At 74.8% G+C, this 20,111-nt stretch carries 22 protein-coding genes and 1 riboswitch; of the genes, 7 read left to right on the top strand and 15 right to left on the bottom strand.

The window, feature by feature from the left end; genetic code table 11:
* Positions 1 to 82: 82 nt before the first annotated feature.
* The 6 genes from IE99_RS0101405 to thiO form a co-directional block, all read right to left on the bottom strand.
* Positions 83 to 931, bottom strand: a complete 849-nt coding sequence (locus IE99_RS0101405) for a deoxyribonuclease IV (protein ID WP_030145023.1) — start codon at positions 929 to 931, stop codon at positions 83 to 85.
* 24 nt (positions 932 to 955) lie between these two features.
* A complete protein-coding gene (gene pknB / locus IE99_RS0101400) occupies positions 956 to 2,860 on the bottom strand; it encodes a Stk1 family PASTA domain-containing Ser/Thr kinase (protein WP_030145022.1) in 1,905 nt (634 codons plus the stop codon).
* 36 nt (positions 2,861 to 2,896) lie between these two features.
* Positions 2,897 to 3,835 (bottom strand): DMT family transporter, encoded by a 939-nt coding sequence (locus tag IE99_RS0101395; protein ID WP_030145021.1) that lies wholly within the window; start codon positions 3,833 to 3,835, stop codon positions 2,897 to 2,899.
* Between the two features lie 70 nt (positions 3,836 to 3,905).
* Positions 3,906 to 4,700: a thiazole synthase gene (locus tag IE99_RS0101390; RefSeq protein ID WP_030145020.1), complete on the bottom strand. Its 795-nt coding sequence runs from the start codon at positions 4,698 to 4,700 to the stop codon at positions 3,906 to 3,908.
* 2 nt (positions 4,701 to 4,702) lie between these two features.
* Positions 4,703 to 4,903, bottom strand: coding sequence for a sulfur carrier protein ThiS (gene thiS, locus IE99_RS0101385; RefSeq protein WP_030145019.1), 201 nt, complete (start codon positions 4,901 to 4,903; stop codon positions 4,703 to 4,705).
* A complete protein-coding gene (gene thiO / locus IE99_RS0101380; protein WP_084219199.1) occupies positions 4,900 to 6,042 on the bottom strand; it encodes a glycine oxidase ThiO in 1,143 nt (380 codons plus the stop codon). The genes thiS and thiO overlap by 4 nt, the downstream gene beginning before the upstream one ends.
* Positions 6,032 to 6,144: riboswitch (TPP riboswitch) on the bottom strand. (Overlaps the previous gene by 11 nt.)
* Before the next feature lie 85 nt (positions 6,145 to 6,229).
* Between thiO and IE99_RS0101375 the strand changes: the two genes are divergently transcribed.
* The 4 genes from IE99_RS0101375 to IE99_RS32315 all read left to right on the top strand — a co-directional run bounded on the left by IE99_RS0101375 (position 6,230) and on the right by IE99_RS32315 (position 8,834).
* Positions 6,230 to 7,456 carry an NAD(P)/FAD-dependent oxidoreductase gene (locus IE99_RS0101375; protein ID WP_030145017.1) on the top strand — a complete coding sequence of 409 codons (1,227 nt, stop codon included), beginning with the start codon at positions 6,230 to 6,232 and terminating at the stop codon, positions 7,454 to 7,456.
* Positions 7,457 to 7,534: 78 nt separating this feature from the next.
* Positions 7,535 to 7,909 carry an Rv2175c family DNA-binding protein gene (locus tag IE99_RS0101370; RefSeq protein ID WP_051711849.1) on the top strand — a complete coding sequence of 125 codons (375 nt, stop codon included), beginning with the start codon at positions 7,535 to 7,537 and terminating at the stop codon, positions 7,907 to 7,909.
* 71 nt (positions 7,910 to 7,980) lie between these two features.
* Positions 7,981 to 8,658, top strand: a complete 678-nt coding sequence (gene thiE / locus IE99_RS0101365) for a thiamine phosphate synthase (protein WP_157609955.1) — start codon at positions 7,981 to 7,983, stop codon at positions 8,656 to 8,658.
* A gap of 14 nt (positions 8,659 to 8,672) precedes the next feature.
* The gene (locus IE99_RS32315; RefSeq protein ID WP_169744375.1) at positions 8,673 to 8,834 is read left to right on the top strand and encodes a hypothetical protein; all 162 of its coding nucleotides are present in this window, start codon (positions 8,673 to 8,675) and stop codon (positions 8,832 to 8,834) included.
* A 13-nt stretch (positions 8,835 to 8,847) separates the two neighbouring features.
* On the opposite strand, the gene IE99_RS0101355 is transcribed toward IE99_RS32315, so the two are convergent.
* The 4 genes from IE99_RS0101355 to IE99_RS0101340 all read right to left on the bottom strand — a co-directional run bounded on the left by IE99_RS0101355 (position 8,848) and on the right by IE99_RS0101340 (position 13,833).
* Positions 8,848 to 9,852, bottom strand: coding sequence for a serine/threonine-protein kinase (locus tag IE99_RS0101355; protein WP_030145014.1), 1,005 nt, complete (start codon positions 9,850 to 9,852; stop codon positions 8,848 to 8,850).
* Positions 9,853 to 9,953: 101 nt separating this feature from the next.
* Positions 9,954 to 12,086 carry a beta-glucosidase family protein gene (locus IE99_RS0101350; protein ID WP_037558434.1) on the bottom strand — a complete coding sequence of 711 codons (2,133 nt, stop codon included), beginning with the start codon at positions 12,084 to 12,086 and terminating at the stop codon, positions 9,954 to 9,956.
* Complete coding sequence (locus tag IE99_RS0101345; protein WP_030145012.1) at positions 12,086 to 12,628, bottom strand: carboxymuconolactone decarboxylase family protein; 543 nt, start codon at positions 12,626 to 12,628, stop codon at positions 12,086 to 12,088. The genes IE99_RS0101350 and IE99_RS0101345 overlap by 1 nt, the downstream gene beginning before the upstream one ends.
* Before the next feature lie 149 nt (positions 12,629 to 12,777).
* Positions 12,778 to 13,833: a polyprenyl synthetase family protein gene (locus IE99_RS0101340; protein ID WP_030145011.1), complete on the bottom strand. Its 1,056-nt coding sequence runs from the start codon at positions 13,831 to 13,833 to the stop codon at positions 12,778 to 12,780.
* A 128-nt stretch (positions 13,834 to 13,961) separates the two neighbouring features.
* Here IE99_RS0101340 and metF point away from each other — a divergent pair, with 128 nt between their 5' ends.
* Positions 13,962 to 14,897, top strand: a complete 936-nt coding sequence (gene metF / locus IE99_RS0101335) for a methylenetetrahydrofolate reductase [NAD(P)H] (RefSeq protein WP_030145010.1) — start codon at positions 13,962 to 13,964, stop codon at positions 14,895 to 14,897.
* Here metF and IE99_RS0101330 read toward each other — a convergent pair.
* The 5 genes from IE99_RS0101330 to IE99_RS0101310 all read right to left on the bottom strand — a co-directional run bounded on the left by IE99_RS0101330 (position 14,834) and on the right by IE99_RS0101310 (position 17,555).
* Complete coding sequence (locus IE99_RS0101330; RefSeq protein WP_051711763.1) at positions 14,834 to 15,436, bottom strand: GNAT family N-acetyltransferase; 603 nt, start codon at positions 15,434 to 15,436, stop codon at positions 14,834 to 14,836. The genes metF and IE99_RS0101330 overlap by 64 nt on opposite strands.
* Positions 15,437 to 15,548: 112 nt before the next feature.
* Positions 15,549 to 15,881 carry a hypothetical protein gene (locus tag IE99_RS0101325; RefSeq protein ID WP_030145008.1) on the bottom strand — a complete coding sequence of 111 codons (333 nt, stop codon included), beginning with the start codon at positions 15,879 to 15,881 and terminating at the stop codon, positions 15,549 to 15,551.
* Between the two features lie 9 nt (positions 15,882 to 15,890).
* Entirely contained in the window at positions 15,891 to 16,691 is an 801-nt protein-coding gene (locus IE99_RS0101320) for a hypothetical protein (protein ID WP_030145007.1), read from the bottom strand.
* 46 nt (positions 16,692 to 16,737) lie between these two features.
* A complete protein-coding gene (locus tag IE99_RS0101315) occupies positions 16,738 to 17,094 on the bottom strand; it encodes an ArsC/Spx/MgsR family protein (protein ID WP_030145006.1) in 357 nt (118 codons plus the stop codon).
* Entirely contained in the window at positions 17,091 to 17,555 is a 465-nt protein-coding gene (locus IE99_RS0101310; RefSeq protein WP_030145005.1) for a YbaK/EbsC family protein, read from the bottom strand. Before IE99_RS0101310 ends, IE99_RS0101315 begins: the two co-directional genes overlap by 4 nt.
* Positions 17,556 to 17,849: 294 nt before the next feature.
* Here IE99_RS0101310 and IE99_RS0101305 point away from each other — a divergent pair, with 294 nt between their 5' ends.
* Both IE99_RS0101305 and IE99_RS0101300 read left to right on the top strand, forming a co-directional pair.
* On the top strand, positions 17,850 to 18,341 hold the full coding sequence (locus IE99_RS0101305) for an SAV_6107 family HEPN domain-containing protein (RefSeq protein ID WP_157609953.1): 492 nt from the start codon (positions 17,850 to 17,852) through the stop codon (positions 18,339 to 18,341).
* Positions 18,342 to 18,700: 359 nt separating this feature from the next.
* Positions 18,701 to 20,107, top strand: coding sequence for an MFS transporter (locus IE99_RS0101300; RefSeq protein ID WP_245623010.1), 1,407 nt, complete (start codon positions 18,701 to 18,703; stop codon positions 20,105 to 20,107).
* Positions 20,108 to 20,111: the final 4 nt, after the last annotated feature.

The following is a 20,111-nucleotide window of genomic DNA, read 5'->3' as shown; positions in this document are numbered from 1 at the left end:
CGCTGCACAGTCGGGGGGTTGTGCATCGGCGCCCGAGTCTTTTGCGTTCTCAGACCCTCCGGGCGTGCGGGCCATCCGAGCCTCAGGCGTCCCTCAGCCTCTTCAGGGTCTCTATGTCCTTCGCGTGGGGTTCGGGGGCCCGGCCCGGGGTCTCGATGATGAGGGGGACGCCCTTCGTCTCCGGGTGGCGGAAGAGGTCGGCGAAGGGGCGCTCGCCGATCTCGCCGGCGCCGATGTTCTCGTGGCGGTCCTTCGCGGAGGCGCAGGGGTCCTTGGAGTCGTTGGCGTGGATCAGCTTCAGGCGGCCCTGGCCCACCGTCGCCGCCAGGGCGTCCAGCGTCTCCTTGACGCCGCCCGGGGCGGTCAGGTCGTGGCCCGCGGCCCAGGCGTGGCAGGTGTCCAGGCAGACGCCCAGCTTCGGGTGGTGCTCCAGCCTCTCGAAGAAGCCGCCGAGGTCCTGGACCTTGGCGCAGAGCATCTTGCCCTGGCCCGCCATCGGCTCCAGGAGGAGGTGCGGGCCGTCCTCCGGGATCTCCTCGAGGAGGGGGAGGACATGCTCGTGGATCTGCGCCATCGCCTCGTCGTAGGTCTGGCTCACCGCGGAACCGGTGTGGACCACGACGCCGCGGGCGCCTATCGCCCGGCCCCGGGTGAGGGAGTGGCGGACCGTGGCGAGGGACTTCTCCAGGGTCTCCTCGCTGGGAGAGCCGAAGTTCACCAGGTACGGGGCGTGGACGTAGACCGGGAGGCCGGCGGCGCGGAGCTTCTCGTCCTCCGCCGCCTTGCCGTCGGGCAGGGCCCAGCCGCGCGGATTCGACACGAAGACCTGGACCGCCTCGGCGCCGATCTCGGCGGCGTACTTCAGGCCGCCGGTGGCGAGGCCGCCGGCCACGGGCACGTGCGCGCCCACGGGGTTGTTCGCTGAGGTCATAAGGCGTTCAGAGTATCCGCTGGGTCAGGGTCCCTTGACGATCGTGACGGTGGAGCCGCGGGGCGCCCGGCCGTTGCTCGGGCTCTGGAAGCGGACGATGTTCCCGCCGAAGCCCGTCACGTTCACCTGGAAGCCGGAGTCGCGGAGCACGCGGGACGCGTCCTCCACGGTGCGGCCCGTCACGTCGGGCACGGGGATCCTGCTGTTGTCTCCGTCGTCGCAGCCGATCTGGATCGGGCCCGCGTCGACCAGGCAGTCCCGCTTGTTCACGACGATCGTGACGTCGTCGCCGCCGGACACGCCGGTACCGGGCGCCGGGTTCTGGCTGATGACGCTGCCCGGGGGCTTGCCGCCCACCTGCTTCTTCTCGACCTTGACGTCCAGGCCCATGGAGCGCAGGCGGTTCGCGGCGTCGTCGCCGTCGTCGCCCACGAGGTCGGGCATCGACATGCCCGTGCTCACGACGATGTCGACGGGGTCGTCCGGGGAGTGCTTCCGGCCGGCCTCGGGGGCGGTCTGGACGACCTTGCCCTTCGCGACGGTCTGGGAGGGGGTGCTGCTCTCCCGGCCCACGGTGAAACCCTCCTTCTGGAGGGTCTTCCGCGCGTCGCCCAGGGACTTGCCCGTGACGTCCGGGACCTCGCGCGGCGCCCGGCCCGCGGACGGGGTCAGGACGACCGTATGCCCCTTCGCCACGCGGGCGCCCGCCGGAGGGTCCGACTTGGCCACCTCGCCCTTGCGGACGCGGTCGCTGTACTGGCGGTCGGCGACGCGGACCACCAGGCCGCCGTCCTCCAGCCGCTCGCGGGCGTCCGCCACCCTCATCCCGATGATGTCGTCCGGGACGTGGTCGTACTGGCCGTACGTCTGGTACCACACCGCCCACCCGAGGACGATCGCCGCGACCACACCCACGGCGGTGACGGCCCATATGCCGACGGCGCGGTTCGATCGTTCCTCCTGCGCCGGACGTGCCGGGTACTCCCGCGGGTCCAGGACGGCGGTGTGGCCAGCGCGCGGCGGCGGCAGCAGCGCCGTGTGCCGGACGCGGGTCGACTCCTCCAGGCGGCGGTCGAAGTCGCGGGGGAGACCGCCGAAGACCTCGGCGACCTCCGCCAGGAACCGGTTCGCGTCCTGCTGGCGGTGGTCGGGGTCGCGGCTGGTCGCGCGGGTGACCAGTGCGTCGACCTGGTGCGGGAGGCCGGGGACCGCCGCCGACGGCGGCGGGACGGTCTCGTTCACGTGCTTGTAGGCGACCGCGAGGGGGGTGTCGCCGCGGTGCGGGGGCTCGCCGGTGAGCATCTCGTACAGCATGATCCCGGCGGCGTACACGTCCGAGCGGATGTCGGCGGTGCCGTTCAGGACCTGCTCGGGCGCGAGGTACCCGACCGTGCCGATGATCATGCCGGTCCTGGTCATGCCGCTGGACGCCTCGGCGCGGGCGAGGCCGAAGTCGGCGACCTTCGCCTGGCCGTCCTCGGCGATGAGGACGTTCTCCGGCTTGACGTCGCGGTGCACCAGGCCGGCCCGGTGCGCGGCGCCCAGGGCGGCCAGCACCGGCTGCATGATCTCCAGCGCGGCGCGCGGGCCCAGCCGGCCGTGCTCGTCGAGGACGTCGCGCAGGTTGCGGCCGGCGACGTACTCCATCACGAGGAAGACGTGCTCGCTGTCGGTGCGCTGGTCGTAGACCGCGACGACGTTCGGGTGCGACAGCGCCGCGGCGGCCTTCGCCTCGCCGATGAAGCGCGCCACGAAGCCCTCGTCGGCGGCCAGCGCCGCGTGCATCACCTTGATCGCGACGGTGCGGTCGAGCCTCAGGTCGCGGGCCTCGTACACCGTCGCCATGCCGCCGCGCGCCACCCGGGACTCAATGCGGTAGCGCCCGTCGAGCACCTGCCCGACGAGTGGATCTGCGACCGACGTGTCCATCACGCGAAGTTTAAAGGTGATTTGCCATGAATCTCATCAGTCCCGAGTATGAGCATCCATCAATGGTGCCGCAGGGTCGGGTGTCACGGGGGTGGCCGGCGCGTCTCCCCTGCTGCGGGAGACCGCCACGCCCGCAAGGCACAGGATGCCGCCCGCGAGGGTGACCAGGCCGGGGATCTCGCCCAGGAACAGCCACGACATCGCCACCACCAGGGCGGGGACGGCATAGGTCGTGGCGCCCATCTTGCCCGCCGACGTGCGGGCCAGCGCGTACCCCCATGTGGTGAACGCCAGGGCGGTGGGGAAGACGCCCAGGTAGACCATGTTCAGGGTCGCGCCGGCGGAGGCGTCCCCCGCCTCGCCGATCAGCCGCCCGGCGAACGGCAGGCACGCGACGGTGCCGATCGCGCAGGCGAACGTGGTGAACTGCAGGGCGGACGCGTGCCGCAGCGCCGGCTTCTGGCTGACCACGCCGCACGCGTACGTGACGGCCGCGACCACGCACAGCACCACGCCGAGGACCGAGGACGTCCCCTCGCCCGACATCGAGAGGCCAACGACGACCGCGCCCGCGAAGGAGACCGCCATCCCCGCCATGAGGCGGGGGGCGAAGCCCTCGTTCAGGAGCCAGCCGCCGAGCAGGGCGATCAGGATCGGGCCGATGTTGACGACCAGGGCGGCGGTGCCCGCGTCCACCAGGCGCTCGCCCCAGTTCAGGGCGACCATGTACGCGCCGAACCAGAGCAGGCCCGCCGTCGCGATGCCGGGCCAGGCGGCCCTCGGCGGCAGGCCCTCGCGCCGGGCCAGCCAGATCGCGCCGAGGACGATCGTGCCGCATAGGAGGCGGCCCAAGGCCAGGGCGCCGGGGCTGTATTCCTCGCCGGCCGAGCGGATCGACACGAAGGCGGACGCCCAGAGCAGGACCGTCACCGAGGCCGCCGCGACCGCAAGCCGGTCGATCGTCTGTTCGCGCATGTCACGCAGTCTGTGCGGCGCTCATCGTCCAGGTCCAGTTAATATCTCTATACCCGACATGTAAGTATCGCTATAGATTTGCCCGGCCGGACGCCAGGCCCTCGAAGGGGGAGGACGCCTGCGCGTAGCGGCGCATGGGGATGCGCCCCGCCCGCCTCGCGAGGCGGCCCGCCTCCACCGCGTGGCGCATCGCCGCGGCCATCGTCGCGGGGGACTGCGCCCGGGTCACGGCGGTCGCCAGGAGGACGGCGTCGCAGCCCAGCTCCATGGCCAGGGCGGCGTCGCTGGCCGTGCCGAGACCCGCGTCCAGGATGACCGGCACGTCGGCCCGCTCGACGATCAGCTCGATGTTGTGCGGATTGCGGATGCCGAGGCCGGAGCCGATGGGGGAGCCCAGCGGCATCACCGCCGCGCAGCCGGCCTGCTCCAGCCGGCGCGCCAGGACCGGGTCGTCGCTGGTGTAGGGCAGGACGACGAAGCCGTCGGCGACGAGCTGCTCGGCGGCGTCGAGGAGCTCGACGGGGTCGGGCAGCAGGGTGTGCTCGTCCGCGATGACCTCGAGCTTCACCCAGTTCGTGCCGAGCGCCTCGCGGGCGAGCTTCGCGGTCAGCACCGCCTCGCCCGCCGTGAAGCAGCCTGCGGTGTTCGGCAGGACGCGGATGCCGCAGGCGGCGAGGACGTCCAGGACCGAGCCGCGCGCGGACGGGTCGACCCGGCGCATCGCGACCGTGGTGAGCTCGGTGCCGGAGGCGGTGAGCGCCTCCCGCAGGACGTGCATGCTGGGCGCGCCGCCGGTTCCCATGATCAGCCGCGAGCCGAACTCCTCCCCGGCGATGACGAGGGGGTCGGCGCCCGTATCGGTCATGGTCAGCCTCCCTGGACGGCGGTGAGCACTTCGAGGCGGTCGGCCTCGCGGAGCGGTGTCGCGGCCCACGCGGACCGGGTCACGACCTCGTCGTTGAGCGCGGCGGCGACGCCGGACGGGGCGGCGGTGACGGCCGCGACCGCGTCGGCGACGCTGGCGCCCGCGGGCAGGTCGCGGGCCTCGCCGTTGACGATGACGTTCACTGGGACACCTCGGCGGTGAAGCGGTCGGCGGTGAAGCGGTCGGGGGTGAAGGCGGCGGCGATGTCCGGGACGGGGCGGTCCAGCAGCAGTGCCGAGAGGATGTCGGCGCTGACGGGGGTGAGCAGGATCCCGTTGCGGAAGTGGCCCGTGCCGAGGAGGAGGCCGGGCAGGCCGGTCGCGCCCATCATGGGCGCGTTGTCCGGGGAGCCGGGGCGCAGACCGGCGGTGACCTCGGCGAAGTCGAGTTCGGTGATGCCGGGCAGCAGTTCCCGGGCGTCCCGCAGGAGCTCCCAGAGGCCGCCCGCGGTGACGCGGGTGTCGAAGCCGAGCTCCTCCTGGGTGGCGCCGACGACGATCTCGCCGTCCGCGCGGGGGACCAGGTAAACGTGGGAGCCCTTGACGAGCCCCCGGACGGTGCGGCCGAGGAACGGCGCGCGGGTGCGGAGACGGATCACCTGGCCCTTGACCGGCCGGACGGATGGAACGGTCCCGGGAGGGAGGCCGTCGAGGTCGCCCGACCAGGGGCCCGCGGCCAGCAGCACCCGGTCGGCGCGGACCTCCGTGCCGTCGTCGAGTCGGACGCCCGCCGCCGCGTCCCGCTCGACGACGATCCCGGCGGCCCTGCGCCGGACGAGCCGCACGCCGGTCCGCTCGGTGGCGGCGAGCAGCGCGGCGGTGAGCCTGCGCGGGTCGATGGAGCCGTCCTCGGGGGCGAGGAGGCCGCCCCGGACGCCGGGCGCGAGCATCGGCTCCAGCCGCCGGGCCTCGCGTCCGGTCAGGGCCTCGGACGGGATGCCGAGCGACTCCTGGAACCGGCGCAGATCGTCCACGTACCGGAGGTCGTCGGAGTCGAACGCGACGAGCAGGATGCCGTCGGTGCGGCGGCCGGTGCCGAGACCGGTCAGCTCCTCCAGTTCGGCGACGAACGACGGGTACCGCTCGCGGGACGCCAGACCGAGGCGGAGCAGCGGCTCCTCGCCGTAGGTCAGCTCGCTGACCGGGGTCAGCATCCCCGCCGCGACGTGCGTGGCGCCGCTCCCCGGGGCGGGGTCGATGAGGGTGACGGCGGCGCCGCCCTCGGCGGCCTTCCAGGCGGTCGCGAGACCGATGGCGCCCGCCCCGATGATGGCGATGTCCATGCGCGCTCCCTTCGCCGGCATGATCCGGATCAGGTCAGGCGGTCGGCGGCCCGTCCAGCCGCCCTCTCAGCCCGGTCGCACCGGACTCCCGCGCTCTACGCTCCCACCATACGGCCACCGTGAGATGTCCTACTGTCTGGACACTCGTCTACAAGGCCCGGTTCGTCCCCGGATAGGGTGGTATCCCATGGACCGAGTGATCGTCGTGGGTGGCGGGCTGGCCGGCGTGCGCGCCGTCGAGGCCCTGCGTGGCAAGGGGTACGCGGGCGCGCTGTCGCTCGTGTCGGCCGAGCGGCACCGGCCGTACGACCGGCCGCCGCTGTCGAAGGCCGTCATCGCCGGTGAGACCGACGACACCACGGTCGACGCGGACTGGGACGCCCTGCGCTGCGAGCTGCGGCTCGGCGAGCGCGCCACCGGCCTGCGGCTGGACGCGCCGGGCCGCGGCGGCGTCCTCGCCACGACGGCCGGCGACATGCCGTTCGACGGGCTCGTCATCGCGACCGGCGCCGCCCCCGTCACCCTCCCGGGGGACGGCCGGCAGCACATCCTGCGCACCATCGACGACGCCCGCGACCTGCGCGGACGCCTCGTCGAAGGCACCCGCGTGGCGATCGTCGGCGCGGGCTGGATCGGCGCCGAGGTCGCGACGACCGCCGCGAAGAAGGGCTGCGAGGTGACGGTCGTCGAGGCCGCCGACGCGCCCCTCGCCCACGCGCTCGGTCCCGAGATCGGGCGCCTCACCGTCCCCTGGTACGCGGAGGCGGGCGTGGCGCTGCGCACCGGCGTGAAGGTCGCCGAGGTCGACTCCGGCGGCCTCGCGCTCGCCGGCGGCGGCCGGATCGACGCCGACGAGGTCGTCGTCGGGATCGGCGTGCGGCCCGTCCTGGACTGGCTCGCCGGGTCCGGTCTGCTGCTGGAGCGCGGCGTGGTCACCGACGGCGCGTGCCGCACCGTGCGGGAGGGCGCCGAGCCGGGCACGGCGGGGGAGGCGCGTCCCGACGTCGTCGCGGTCGGCGACTGCGCCGAGTGGTGGTCCGGGCGGTACGGGCGGCGCCTGCTCGTCGAGCACTGGGACACCGCCCTCAACGCCCCCGAGACCGCCGCCGCGACCCTCCTCGGGCAGGACGCGGAGTACGACGCCGCCCCCTACTTCTGGTCGGAGCAGTTCGGCCGGATGGTCCAGTACGCCGGGAACCACGCGGCGTCCGAGCGGCTCGTGCACCGCGGCGACCCGTCCGGCGCGAAATGGTCGGTGGCGTGGCTGACCGGTGACCGGCTCGACGCGATCCTCGCCGTCGACCGGCCGCGCGACCTCGCGCAGGCCCGGCGCGTGATCGGCGCGGGCACCCCCGTCGACCCCGGCCTGATCGCCGATCCGGACGTCGCCATCCGGCAGGCCGTTCGCCCATAGCGCAGCACAGTGGGGCCTATCGGGCGCCGAACGGGTTTGCGGCTTCCGAAGGAGTGGTAGGCAGGTGGCGTGACGCAGATGCACGCAACCGTCGACAGCGCCCTCGACCCCCGGACCGACGCCCTCGCCGGCGAGTGGCTCTCCCTCCGGGAGACGGCCGACCGGCTCGGGCTCAAGACCAACCGGATCAAGCAGCTCCTCAGCGAGCGCAGGCTGCTCGCCGTGCGCCGCGGGGGAGAGCCCATGGTGCCCGCCGCGTTCATCAAGGAAGGCCAGGTCGTCAAGGGACTGTCCGGCACGCTCACGCTCCTGTCGGACGCGGGGTTCGACGAGGTGGAGACCCTCCGGTGGCTCTTCACCCCCGACGACACCCTGCCCGGCACGCCCGTCCAGGCCCTGAGCGAGAACCGCGGCACCGAGGTCCGGCGCCGCGCCCAGGCCCTGGCGTTCTAGCTCTCGGCTCACCGCGGCCGGGGTCACGTCCGTGACCCCGGCCTCCGACTCTGGAAGGAACTCCCGCCGCCGTGTCCAGGCACATCCCCACCGAACGCGCCGTCGCGCTGCGCTCCCGCCTCGCCCGGGCGCGGCTGTACCTCTGCACGGACGCGAGGGAGCGGCAGGGCGACCTGCCGGAGTTCCTGGACGCGGCGCTGGCCGGCGGCGTCGACCTCGTCCAGCTGCGCCAGAAGGGCCTGGAGGCACGGCAGGAGATGGCGTACCTGGAGGTGTTCCGGGACGCGTGCGACCGGCACGGCGCGCTCCTCGCCGTCAACGACCGGGCCGACATCGCGCACACCGTCCGCGCGGACGTCCTGCACCTCGGGCAGGACGACCTGCCGGTGCCCGCCGCCCGGGAGATCGCGGGCGGCGACCTCCTCATCGGGCGGTCCACGCACGCCGACACGGAGGCGGACGCCGCCGCCTCCGAGCCCGGCGTCGACTACTTCTGCGCCGGCCCGGTGTGGCCGACGCCGACCAAGCCGGGCCGTCCCGCGCCCGGCCTGAAGCTGATCGAGCACGTGGCGGGGCGGCGCGGATCCCGGCCGTGGTTCGCGATCGGCGGCATCGACCTGGCGAACCTGGACGAGGTCCTCGCCGCGGGCGCGCGCCGCGTCGTGGTCGTCCGCGCGATCACCGAGGCGGACGATCCGGGCGCGGCCGCCGCCGCGTTCTCCCGGCGGCTCGCGGAGCTCCCCCTCTAGGCGAGAATGGGATCATGACCGTGGGACCCGATGACGACCGGCACGTCGACCTGGACGACGAACCGGCCCTCCTGCCCGACCAGACGTCCGACGACACCGACGGCGGCTGGGGCGAGTGGCGCGGCGAGCCCGACGACGACACGCGGCTGATCGAGGACCGTCCGCCGCACTGGTGACCCGGCGCGGCGCTCAGACGAGGACGCCGAGCGCGAACCCCGCCACGATCACGCCGAGCAGGGCCACCATCATCCGCCAGCGGTAGCGGGGGATCCGGGTCGGCTTCGGCTTCGGCGCGGGCTCCTGCCCGTCCCGCAGGGCGCGGACGAGCTGGCGCGCCGTCGGACGCGCCGACGGGTTCTTGTCCAGGCAGCGGGCCGCGAGCTCGCGCAGCGGGCCCTCCATGTCGCCGAGGTCGGGGCGCCGGGTGGTGACCCGCCGCATCACCGCCGCGCTCGGGCCCGTCCCGAACGGCGGGCGCCCGGTCGCGGCGAACACCAGCGTCGCGCCCCAGGCGAACACGTCGGCGGGCGGTCCGACCGGTTCGTCCTCGATCTGCTCGGGCGCCATGTAGGCGGGCGTGCCGATGGGGCTCGTGGTCAGCGGCGCCGCGTCCGGCACGCGGGCGATGCCGAAGTCGATGACCTTCGCGCCGTCCGGGCCGAGGACGACGTTGGCCGGGGTGAAGTCGCGGTGCACGATGCCGGCCCGGTGGATCGCGGCGAGCGCCGCGGCGGTGCGCAGCGCCATCTTGCGGAGCTGCGGGCCGGGCAGCCGCCCGCGCTCGGCCACGACCCGCTGCAGCGGCGGTCCGTCGACGAACTCGCTGACCAGGTAGGGGTCGTCGGCGGCGACGTCGGCGTCCAGCACCCGGGCCGTGTGCCGCCCGGCGACCTGGAGCGCCGCGTCCGCCTCCCGGGCGAGGCGCTCGCGGGCCCGCCGCCCGGACGCGGCGCCGCTCCGCAGCACCTTGACGGTGACGAGCCCGCCCTCGGCGTCCCGGCCGAGGTACACCACGCCCTGCCCGCCCTCGCCGAGCCGGCCGATCAGCGGGTAGCCGCCGATCCGGTCCGGGTCGCCGGGGCGCAGCGGCGTCTCGCCCCGCTCGCCGCGCGGCGCCGTCCGGCCCGCGCCGACCGGGTGGGCGGGACGCGGGGGATGGGTGTTCACCCTCCCTCGGGAGGTGTCGTTCGGCACGTGGGACTCCGACTCGGCGGGGACGGACGAAGAATGCCTCCTTTGTACCGCGCCACATCCGGCAAGGGCAGCGGAACCCCATTTTTCACACGTTCCCCCTGTTACCGGCAGGTTCCCAGGGTGCCCGCCTGGACGATCCGCCGTGACGAGGTGCCGACCATGACCCGGTGGCAGCCCGGGGCGACCCTCCACGCGTCCGACGCCGTGTCCCAGTAGGCGAACGACCGGGACGTCAGGGGGAACGTCACCCGCGTGCTCTGCCCCGGGGCGAGCGTGACCTTCGCGTAGCCCTTCAGCTGCCTCGGCGGCTGCACGACCCCGGCGCGCGGCGACGGCAGCCCGAGATAGAGCTGCGGGACGGCGGTCCCCGTCCGCGCGCCCGTGTTCGTCACGGTCACCTGGACGGCCGTGGACGAGACCTTCAGCCCGCCGTAGCCGAACGTCGTGTACGACAGGCCGTGCCCGAACGGGAAGGCGGGCGTCAGCCCCTTCCGGTCGTAGTGCCGGTAGCCGACCAGGACGCCCTCGGAGAACGTCGTCGTCTTGTTCACTCCCGGGTACTGCGCCGGGTTCCCGGCCGCGGGGGCGTCGCCCTCGGCGGCGGGGAACGTCACCGGGAGCCGCCCGCCCGGGTCCGCGTCGCCGTACAGGACGCGGGCCAGCGCGTCGCCGCCCTGCTGTCCCGGGTACCACGCCTCGACGATGCCCTTCACCCTCCCCGCCCAGGGGGTGAGGACGGGGCCGCCCGTCTGCAGCACCACGACCGTGTTCGGGTTCGCCGCCGCCACCCGGGAGATCAGCCCGTCCTGGTCGCCGCGCAGCGGATCACCGCAGTTCAGCGTCAGGCACGACTTGTCGAAGAACTCGCCCTGCGCGTCGGTCGCGAACACGATCGCGACCTCGGCGCCGCGCGCCGCCGCGACCGCGTCGTCCGCGTTCCCGCCGTCCCGGTAGGTGATCCTCGTCCCGGCGCCGGCCCGGCGGGCGAGCGCGTCCCGCGCGCTCACGGCCGTGAACGGCACGACGTTCGCCGACCCGAACCCGCTCTGCGCCTGCTCGGCGGCCCTCCCGATCACGGCGATCGACGCCGGCGCCGCCAGCGGCAGGATTCCGCCCTCGTTCCTCAGCAGCGTCATGCCGCCCTCGGCGACCTGCCGGGCCGTCGCCTCGCTCGCCGACCGGTCGATGCCCGTGAGGTCGTTGGCGTACGCGGGCCGGTCGAAGACCCCGAAGGCGAACATCGTCCGCAGGATGTTGCGGACGTGCCCGTCGACCGTCGCCTGCGCCACCGTCCCGTCGCGGACGGCCCGCTTCAGCAGGAAAGCGTTGTACTTCATGCCGATCGGCAGCTCCATGTCGAGCCCGCCGTTCGCCGCCGCGACCGCGTCGTGCACGGCCGTGTGGTCGGACGGCACGAATCCCGTGAAGCCCCACTCGCCCCGCAGGATCCGGTTGAGGACCGAGCCGTCCTCGCACGCCCAGCGGCCGTTCAGCCTGCCGAACCCGCACATCACGGTCGCGGTGCGCCCCTGTGTCACCGCGGCCTCGAACGGCACCAGGTAGATCTCCCGGAGCGTGCGGGCGTCGACCCTCATGCTGAGCGACAGCCGGTCGGTCTCCTGCGCGTACACGGCGAGGTGCTTCACCGACGCCATGACGCCCTGCTCCTGCGCGCCCCGGATCCAGGACGCGCCGAGCCCCGCCGACAGGTGGGGGTCCTCGCCGAACCCCTCGAACGTCCGGCCGTTGCGGGGGGTGCGGAGCACGTCCACGGTCGGGCCGAAGACCAGGTCGTTGCCGCGGTGCCGCGCCTCCCAGCCGACGGTCCCCCCGTACCTGCGCGCCAGCGCCGGGTCGAACCCGGCGGCGAGCGCGATCGGGGCGGGCAGCGCCGTCGCCCTGCCCTGCCGGACGCCCGCCGGGCCGTCCGTCATGTAGAGCGGCGGGACGCCGAGCCGGGGGACGCCCGCGTTGGTGTCGGCGTGCGCCGTCTCCATGAACCCGCCGAGCGGGCCGCCGAGCGGATCGTCCGACGAGAGCAGGCCGATCTTCTCGTCCTCGGTCATCCTCGCCAGCAGCAGCGTCGTTCGCCGGTCCGGGGTCAGGTCCGTCCGGCACCAGGGGCGCTGGACGGGATCGCCGCAGCGGGACGGCGCCGCCGCCGCGCCCGCCGGGACGAGCGCCGCCCCCGCCAGCGCCGCCGCCGCGCCGGCCGCCGTGAGGACGCGGCGCATCACGGCTCCTCGTCGGGCTGCACGCGCAGCGCGTTCAGCGCGAACGCGAGCATGTGGTACTGGCCGACGAGCATCACCAGCTCGATCAGCTCCCGCTCCCCGAACCGGGTCGCCAGCGCGTTCCACGTCGCGTCGGTGACCGTGCCGTGCGCGTGCAGCTCGTCGGCGGCGGCGAGGACCATCCGGTCGTCCTCGCTCCAGCCGTGGGCCTCGAGGTCCAGCCGGAGCGCGGCGATCTCCCTCTCGGTGAGCCCCGCCTCCAGGCCGAGCCGGCGATGGTGGCCCCACTCGTAGTCGCACCCGCGCTGGTGCGCCACCCGGAGGATCGCGAGCTCCCGGTCGCGGGCGCCCAGCGAGCCCTGCAGCAGCATCATCGACCCGAAGCCGATCCACGCGTTGAACAGCTCGCGGTGCCGGCCGAGCGTGGTGAAGACGTGGAGCGGTCCGGTGGTCGCGGCCACCGCCTTGAGGACGTCGTCCCACTCCTCCTCGGGGAGGGGGGCGATGCGGGGGACGCGGCTTCCGGGGTTGTCGGCGCACATGCCGACATTTCTGCCACCAAATGGTGGGATGGTGCTACCCCGCCGCGCGAGATTGGCCGGATCGTGTCACATTCGACACTTCGTCAACGGTGAGCACGGCCGGCCCGCGCCGGCGTTCCGGGTACGGGGTGCGTCGGGTGCGGCGTGCGTCAGGTGCGGCGGGCGATCGCCGCGACCGCGAGCTCGCCCAGCGCGTGCCGGGCCGCCTCGTCGATCGGCGCCGCCGCCAGCGCCGCGCGCGCGTCGCCGGCGAACCGGTCGATCATCTCCTCGCAGGCCGCGAGCCCGCCGCTGCCCGTGATGATGCCGCGCAGCTCGTCCACGCCCGCCCCGTCCAGGCCCGGATCGCCGAGCCGCCGCTCCAGCACCGCCGCCTCCGCCGCCGTGGCGCGCTCCAGCGTCAGCGCGATCAGCGCCGTCCGCTTGCCCTCGCGCAGGTCGTCGCCCGCCGGCTTGCCCGTCTCGGCCGGGTCGCCGAACACGCCCAGCACGTCGTCGCGCAGCTGGAACGCGATGCCGACCGGCAGGCCGTACCCGGTCAGCGCCGACATGACGTCCTCGCCCGCGCCGGCCAGGGCCGCGCCCAGGTGCAGCGGGCGCTCGATCGTGTACTTCGCGCTCTTGAACTCGACGACCCGCAGCGCGTCCCGCGCCGACGCGTGCCCCCGCGTCCCGACCAGCATGTCCAGGTACTGGCCGCACATGACCTCGGTGCGCATCAGGTCGTAGACCGCCCGGCCGCGCGCCCGGCGCTCCTCGTCCAGCCCGCAGCCCTCGAACATCTCACCCGACCAGGACAGGCAGAGGTCGCCGAGCAGGATCGCGGTGCCCTCCCCGAACGGGCCCGCCGCGCCCGGCCAGCCCTCCGCCCGGTGCAGCGCCTCGAACCGGCGGTGCACCGACGGCTGCCCCCGCCGGGTGTCGCTGGAGTCCATCACGTCGTCGTGGATCAGCGCGCTCGCCTGCAGCAGCTCCAGCGACGCCGCCGCCGCGACCAGCCCCGGGTCGTCCGGCGCGCCGCCCGCCGCGCGCCACCCCCAGTAGCAGAACGCCGGACGCAGCCGCTTGCCCCCCGCGAGCAGGGCGTCCAGCGCGGCCATCAGCGGGGCGAGATCATCGCCGATGGCGGCCAGGACGGGGCGCCGGTGATCGACGAAGGCGTGCAGCGCCTCGTCGACCTCCTTGCGGATGCGGCTCGTCGACATGCCGAGATCGTATCCAGTCCGGGACGATCCGCCGTGCCTACGGGGGCGGTTCGCCGGGATGCGGCAGATCACGCGCCCGCCCGCCCCGCCGGAGGGGCGGCCGGGCCCGGACTCGGTAGTCTGGGGGGATGCAGCGCGCACGCCCCGAGCGGACCCCGACCGTCCGAGAGCTCCTCGCCTCGGGCACCCGGTCCTTCTCGTTCGAGTTCTTCCCGCCCAAGACCCCCCAGGGCGCGCGGACCCTGTGGCGCACCATCCGCGAGCTGGAACCCCTCCACCCGACGTTCGTGTCGGTGACCTACGGCGCCGGCGGCGGCACCCGCGACACGACCGTCGACATCGTCGAGCGCATCGCCACCGACACCACCCTCACCCCCGTCGCGCACTTCACCGCCGTGAACCACTCCCAGGCGGAACTGCGCCACCTCATCGGCCGGTTCGCGTCCGTCGGGGTCCGCAACGTCCTCGCGCTGCGCGGCGACCCGCCCGGCGACCCCATGGGCGAGTGGGTCCGGCACCCGGACGGCGTCGCCTACGCGGCCGAACTCGTCGAGATGATCCGCTCCTACGGCGACTTCAGCGTCGGCGTCGCCGCGTTCCCCTACAAGCACCCGCGCTCGGCCGACATCGAGAGCGACACCCGCCACTTCGTCGCCAAGTGCCGCGCCGGCGCCGACTACGCGATCACGCAGATGTTCTTCCGCGCCGAGGACTACTTCGGCCTGCGCGACCGCGTCTCGGCCGCCGGCTGCGACGTCCCGATCATCCCGGGCATCATGCCGGTCACGAAGATGAGCACGATCGAGCGGTCCGAGCAGCTGTCCGGCGCGCCGTTCCCGCCCGAGGTGAAGGCCCGCTTCGACGCCGTCGCCGACGACCCCGAGGCCGTCCGGCGCCTCGGCATCGAGCACGCCGCCGAACTGTGCGCCGAGCTCCTCGAACAGGACGCGCCCGGCATCCACTTCATCACGTTCAACCAGTCCACCGCGACGCGCGAGGTCTACGAGCTGCTCGACGCCGGCGGGTACGGCGCCAGCGGCAGCGTCCCGCCCATGATCGCGTAGGGCGGGCCCCCGCCCGGGAACTCGAACCCGGTCAGCAGATCGACCATGCCGACCGACCGGTAGAGCCGCCGCGCCGCCGTGTCGGGCCTCCGGTCCAGCGTCGACAGCACCACCGTCCGCTCCGGCCTGCCCTCGCACAACGCGGCCAGCAGCCCCCGGCCGAGCCCCCGCCCCTGCGCCTCCGGATGGACGTGCAGCTCCGCCACCTCGAACGAGTCGTCCAGCCACGCCTCCGCGTGCGCCGCCCCCGCCAGGTCCGACAGGGCCTGGAACACCACGTCGTGCCACCACTGGCCCGGCACCCCGCGGAACCCGTACGCGAACCCCCGGACCTGCCCGCCGAGCCCCGGCAGCGGCCCCCGCCGCTCCGCCACGAACGCCCGGAAGTCCGGGCACGCCGCATGCCGCTCCATGATCGTGTGCCGGCCCGGCAGCTGCTCCGGCGGCGGCCGCATCGCCGCCGCGTACACGTCCAGCATCGGCTCCAGCCTGCGCAGGAACGCACGATGGTCGATCTCCCGCAGCCTCGGCTCCCTCACCCGGGAAAGACTAGACCGTGCCGGATCCGCGACCGGGCCTCTCCGCTCGCCCGCGCTCGCTTCGTGACCGTTCCCGGCGGCGCGCGGTGGCCGAGGCGGCTGTGACGCCGGCTCAGACCCGGGCGATGGTGCGCTGGGTCGCCGAGAGGCGGTCGTAGATGTCCCAGAGGATGCGGTCGGCCGCCTTGCGGAGCGTGTCGCGGTTCTCGTCGAGGAGGCCGCCCCACCGCCGCGCCTCCGGGCCGAGCCACGCGTCGGTGCCGTTGAGCGTCCGGACGGGGGCGTCCAGGGCCTGGCGGAGGCGGTCGATGCTGCCGTACGCGTCCGCGTACGCCTGGTAGAGCGTCCGGTACTCCGGGTTGGGCTGCTCGGTGGGGGACAGCTTCGCGGCCGCCGGCGCGTCCAGCGGCGGCGGCAGGCTCCCGGGAGGGGGCGGAGCGGCCATGGGACCTCGCTATGTCGTCTTCAGTTCGAGCTTCGCGACGGCGGCGCGCACCTTCGGGGCCAGATCGGCCCCCAGGAGCACCTGGACGGCGACCGGGTGCACGCCCGCGCGGTCGGCCTCCGCCAGGAACGCCCGCAGCCACTTCACGTCCATCGCCATGTGGTGGCTCGCCGTCGCGAGCGACTTCTCGATCACCTTCAGCCGCGCCTCGCTCCCGCCCGCCGCCTTGAGCAGATCGGCGGTCGCGGCCGGGCCGAGGCGCTCGTACAGCTTCTCGGTGTAGTCCGGGTCGCCTGCGTTGGCCCCCAGATGCCGCCACACCGACTCGGGGACGGGCCTGCCGTCCTGGATCGCGGCCGCGACGGCGAGGGCGTCCGCCCGCGCGGCCTTGACCGCCGCGGGGCGGTCGGGGAACCCGCCCAGGTCGCCGGCGCCTCGCGGGGTCGTCCGGCGCGGCGCGGGCGCGACCGTGCGCGGCGGGTCCGACGGGCGCACCGGCGCGCCTCCCGTGCGCGGCCGGGGCGCCGGCGCGGGGGGCGCGTCCATCGCCCCGCCGTCCGGATGCGTGATCGCGAAGTTGTACCGGCGCATCAGCATCCCGAGCTGGTCGGCGGCCCACCGCCCCACCTGGTCCGCCTGCCTGTACCCCGCCGCCGGAACCCCCGGCGGCGGCCGGTGCCCGTCCAGCCACGCCCGGATCGCGTTCTGCGCGTCCTGCACCTGCCGGATCAGCCGGTCGAGGGCGGGCGGGTCGATCCCGCGGAACTCCGCGTCGCGCGCCGCCGGACCCGTGCGCATCTGCGCGGTCATCGCCCCTCCGCAGGTCGTGGTTCGGTCACCCAGACTCACATCCGCATCACGCGCTGTCGAGGGCCTTGCGGACCGATTCGGGGTCGCGCGCGACCACCGCGCCCGCGCCGCCCACCACGATCGGCCGCTGGATCAGCACCGGGTTCGCCACCATGACCTCGATCCAGCGCGCGCGGTCGCGCTCCATCTCCTTGAGCCCGAGCTCCTTCGCGAGCGGCTCGCTCAGGCGCGCCACGTCCCACGGCTCCGCGCCGATGCCCTTCAACACGGCGTCGAACTCCTCCGCCGTCGGCGGCTCGTCCAGGTACCGCCGCTCGGTGTACTCGACGCCGGCCTCGTCCAGGGCGGCCTTCGCGGCGCGGCTCTTGGAGCAGCGCGGGTTGTGCCAGATCTCCATCGTCATCCCACCTCCGCCGGGGTTCCCCCGGTGATCCTCAGCAGCTCGTCGTAGGACGTGGGGAACACCGTGTGCGGATGCCCGCCCGCCGCCCACACCTCGTCGTACCTCCGCAGCCACACGTCCACGAGCGTGCGGATCGGCGCCGGGTGCCCCACCGGGGCGACACCCCCGATCGGCTGGCCCGTGGCCTCCCGGACGAACTCCGGCGTGGCCCGGCCGACCTTCTCCGCCCCGATGAGCGCGGCGACCCGATCGGTGTCGACGCGGTGCGCGCCGCTGGTCAGCACGAGCAGCGGCGCGCCGTCCGCCGCGAAGACCAGGCTGTTGGCGATCGCGCCCACCTCGCAGCCCAGCTGGTCGGCCGCGGCCTGCGCCGTCCGCGCCGAGTCGGGCAGTTCAACGATCGCGCCGGCCGCGCCCCGCTCCTTGAGGGCGTCCGCCACGAGTTCGGCATTCGGATGCATGCCAGCACTCTACGGTTCGCGCGGCTCCGGGAGGGCCCGAAGCGGGGCACGCCGGGCAGGCTCGCGGGACCGTCGTACCCGGTCGCGACACTGGTTCGAACACGTTGACGAATCGCCGTCAGGGCGGTTTACTGGAGGCAGGTCGAACTTATGTTCGACTCGTGCGGGACTCGCGGCCCGCACCGGGCAACGTCCCCGGCGGGTGGCAGCGCGCGCTCCCGGCGGGAACGGCGGCCGGGCGGAGTGAGGGGAAGCTCTCCGCCCGGCCGGCCCGAGCCCCGGAAGGAGGCAGTCATGTCCGGAACGATCACCGCCCGCGGAGTCCACTCCGCGGCCCGCTTCGACGCGCCGAGCCCGCGCCCCCGTCCGCTGCCCGCACGCCCGGCGCACACGGCCGTCGGCCAGCTGCACGCCGCCCGGATGGGCCTCGCCGAGGCCGCCGAGGCGACCTCGCCCGCCGTCCGCTACGTCTGCGCCCACCTGGCCGCCCTCCGCGCGGCCGCCGCCGTCCTGGCGGCCAAGGAGCCCCTGGAGACGCATCGCCGGGGCCGTCCCCGCAGTGTCTGGGTCCTGCTGCCCGAGGCCGAGCCCGCCCTCCGAGAGTGGGCGGCCTTCTTCGCCGCCGGCGCCGACAAGCGCGCCGCCGCCGAAGCGGGCCTGCCCCGCGCCGTCACCCCCCGCGAATCCGACGAACTCCTCCACGACGCCGAGGTCTTCGTCACCCTCGTCGAGGACACGCTGGGCATCACGAGCCAGCCGACCCTCCCCGTCCCCGAGGCCAGCTGACCGATCACCCGCGGCCGCCTCCCCCTCCCCGGGCGTGGCCGAAGCGGAGGCCGGGCCGCCGCGTCCCCCTGCGCGGCGGCCCGGCCTCCGGCCCCCGAACGATCGCGCCGGTGGGGCCGCACCCCCCGAGCCGACCCCACCGGCGCGGTCCCGTACCCCTTGCGATGCGAACGCGAGCGGCATCGCGCCGCGGCCTTGTGGCGGATCGGCGGGTCCTTGCCACCGCGGTGCGCATGCCGTTCCGGCCGGTCAGGTGCTCCGGTGGGGTCGGCGAATACCCGGGGCGGACGGCGTGACCCGGGGGAGGGGCCGGTTCCGTCCGCGTGGGATCGTTGGGGCGGTCCGGGCGAGGAGGGGCGGTGGCGGTGCGGGGCGAGCGGGGGCTTGTCGCGCTGCTGGCGTTCCTCGGGGTCATGGCCTACTCGCTGTCGATGGCGGTGATGACGCCCGCGCTGCCGCAGGTGCAGGAGGGGCTGCGGACGTCGCCCGCCGGGGCCGCGTGGGCGCTGACGGCCATGACCTTGTCGGCGGCCGTCGCCACCCCCGTCGTGGGGCGGCTGGGGGACCTCCACGGGCCGCGCCGGGTGCTGCTCGCGGTGCTGGCGACCGCGACGGTGGGGATGGTGATCGCCGCGGCGGCGCCGACGCTGCCGGTGATGCTGGCGGGAAGGGTCCTCGGCGGGATCGGCGGCGGGGTCTTCCCGCTCGCCTACACGATCATCCGGGACGTGATCCCGCCCGCGCGGACGGCGTCGGCGGTGGGACTGATGTCGTCGATGCTGGGGCTCGGCGGAGCGGTGGCGTGGTGCGTCGCCGGGCCGGTCATCGACCTGCTCGGGTGGCGGTGGCTGCTGTGGGTGCCGGTGGCCGGGCTCGTGCCGGGGCTCGTCCTCGCCTGGTGGATCGTTCCGCGCGCGGCCCCCGCGCCCGCCGCGAGGGTCGACTGGTGGGGCGCCGCGCTGTTCGCGGGATGGCTCGTGGCCGCGCTCGCCGCCCTCACCCAGGCGATGGCGTGGGGCTGGACGTCTCCCGGCGTCCTCGGGCTGCTCGCGGTGTCCGCCCTGACCGCCGCGGTCTGGGCGCGGGTCGAGACGCGGGTGGCCGAGCCGCTCGTCGACCTGCGGCTCATGCGCGTGCGGGGCGTGTGGACGGCCAACGCCGCCTCGCTGCTGTCCGGATACGCGCTGATGGCGGGCGGCCTGCTGTTCCCCCTCCTCGTCCAGCTGCCGGCGGCCACCGGACACGGGTTCGGCGGCACGGCGACGGAGGCCGCGATGCTGCAGCTGCCCGCGAGCGCCGGGATGACGGCCGCCGGGCTGGCGGCCGGGCTGCTCGACCGGCGGGCCGGGTCGCGCGCCGTGCTCCTCGCCGGGACGGTCATGACGGGTGCCGGGTACGCGTTCGTCGCCGTCCGGCACGACGCGATGTGGCAGCTCTACGCGGGTGGGATCCTGCGGGGCGTGGGGCTCGGGCTCGCCTACGCCGCCGTGGCGAACCTGGTGGTCGCGGCGGTCCGGCAGGAGGAGACGGGCGTCGCCACCGGGATCAACACCCTCCTGCGTACGGTCGGCGCGTCGCTCGGCACGCAGGTCAGCGCGACCCTCCTGGTGGCGCTGCCGGGGGAGCGCGGCTACATCACCGGGTTCGCCGTCGCCGCGGTCGCGGCGGCGGCCGTGGTGCCGGTGGCGCTGCTCGCGCCCGGCCGGCGCCGGAAGGCGCTCACCGGGCGGTGCCGGGAGGCCGTCCCGGCGGGCGACCGGGCATGAGCGG

Source organism: Spirillospora albida, assembly GCF_000718255.1.
Lineage (GTDB): Bacteria > Actinomycetota > Actinomycetes > Streptosporangiales > Streptosporangiaceae > Spirillospora > Spirillospora albida.
The sequence above is the reverse complement of the archived record's forward strand: the minus strand, read 5'-3'. Positions and strand labels throughout refer to the sequence as shown.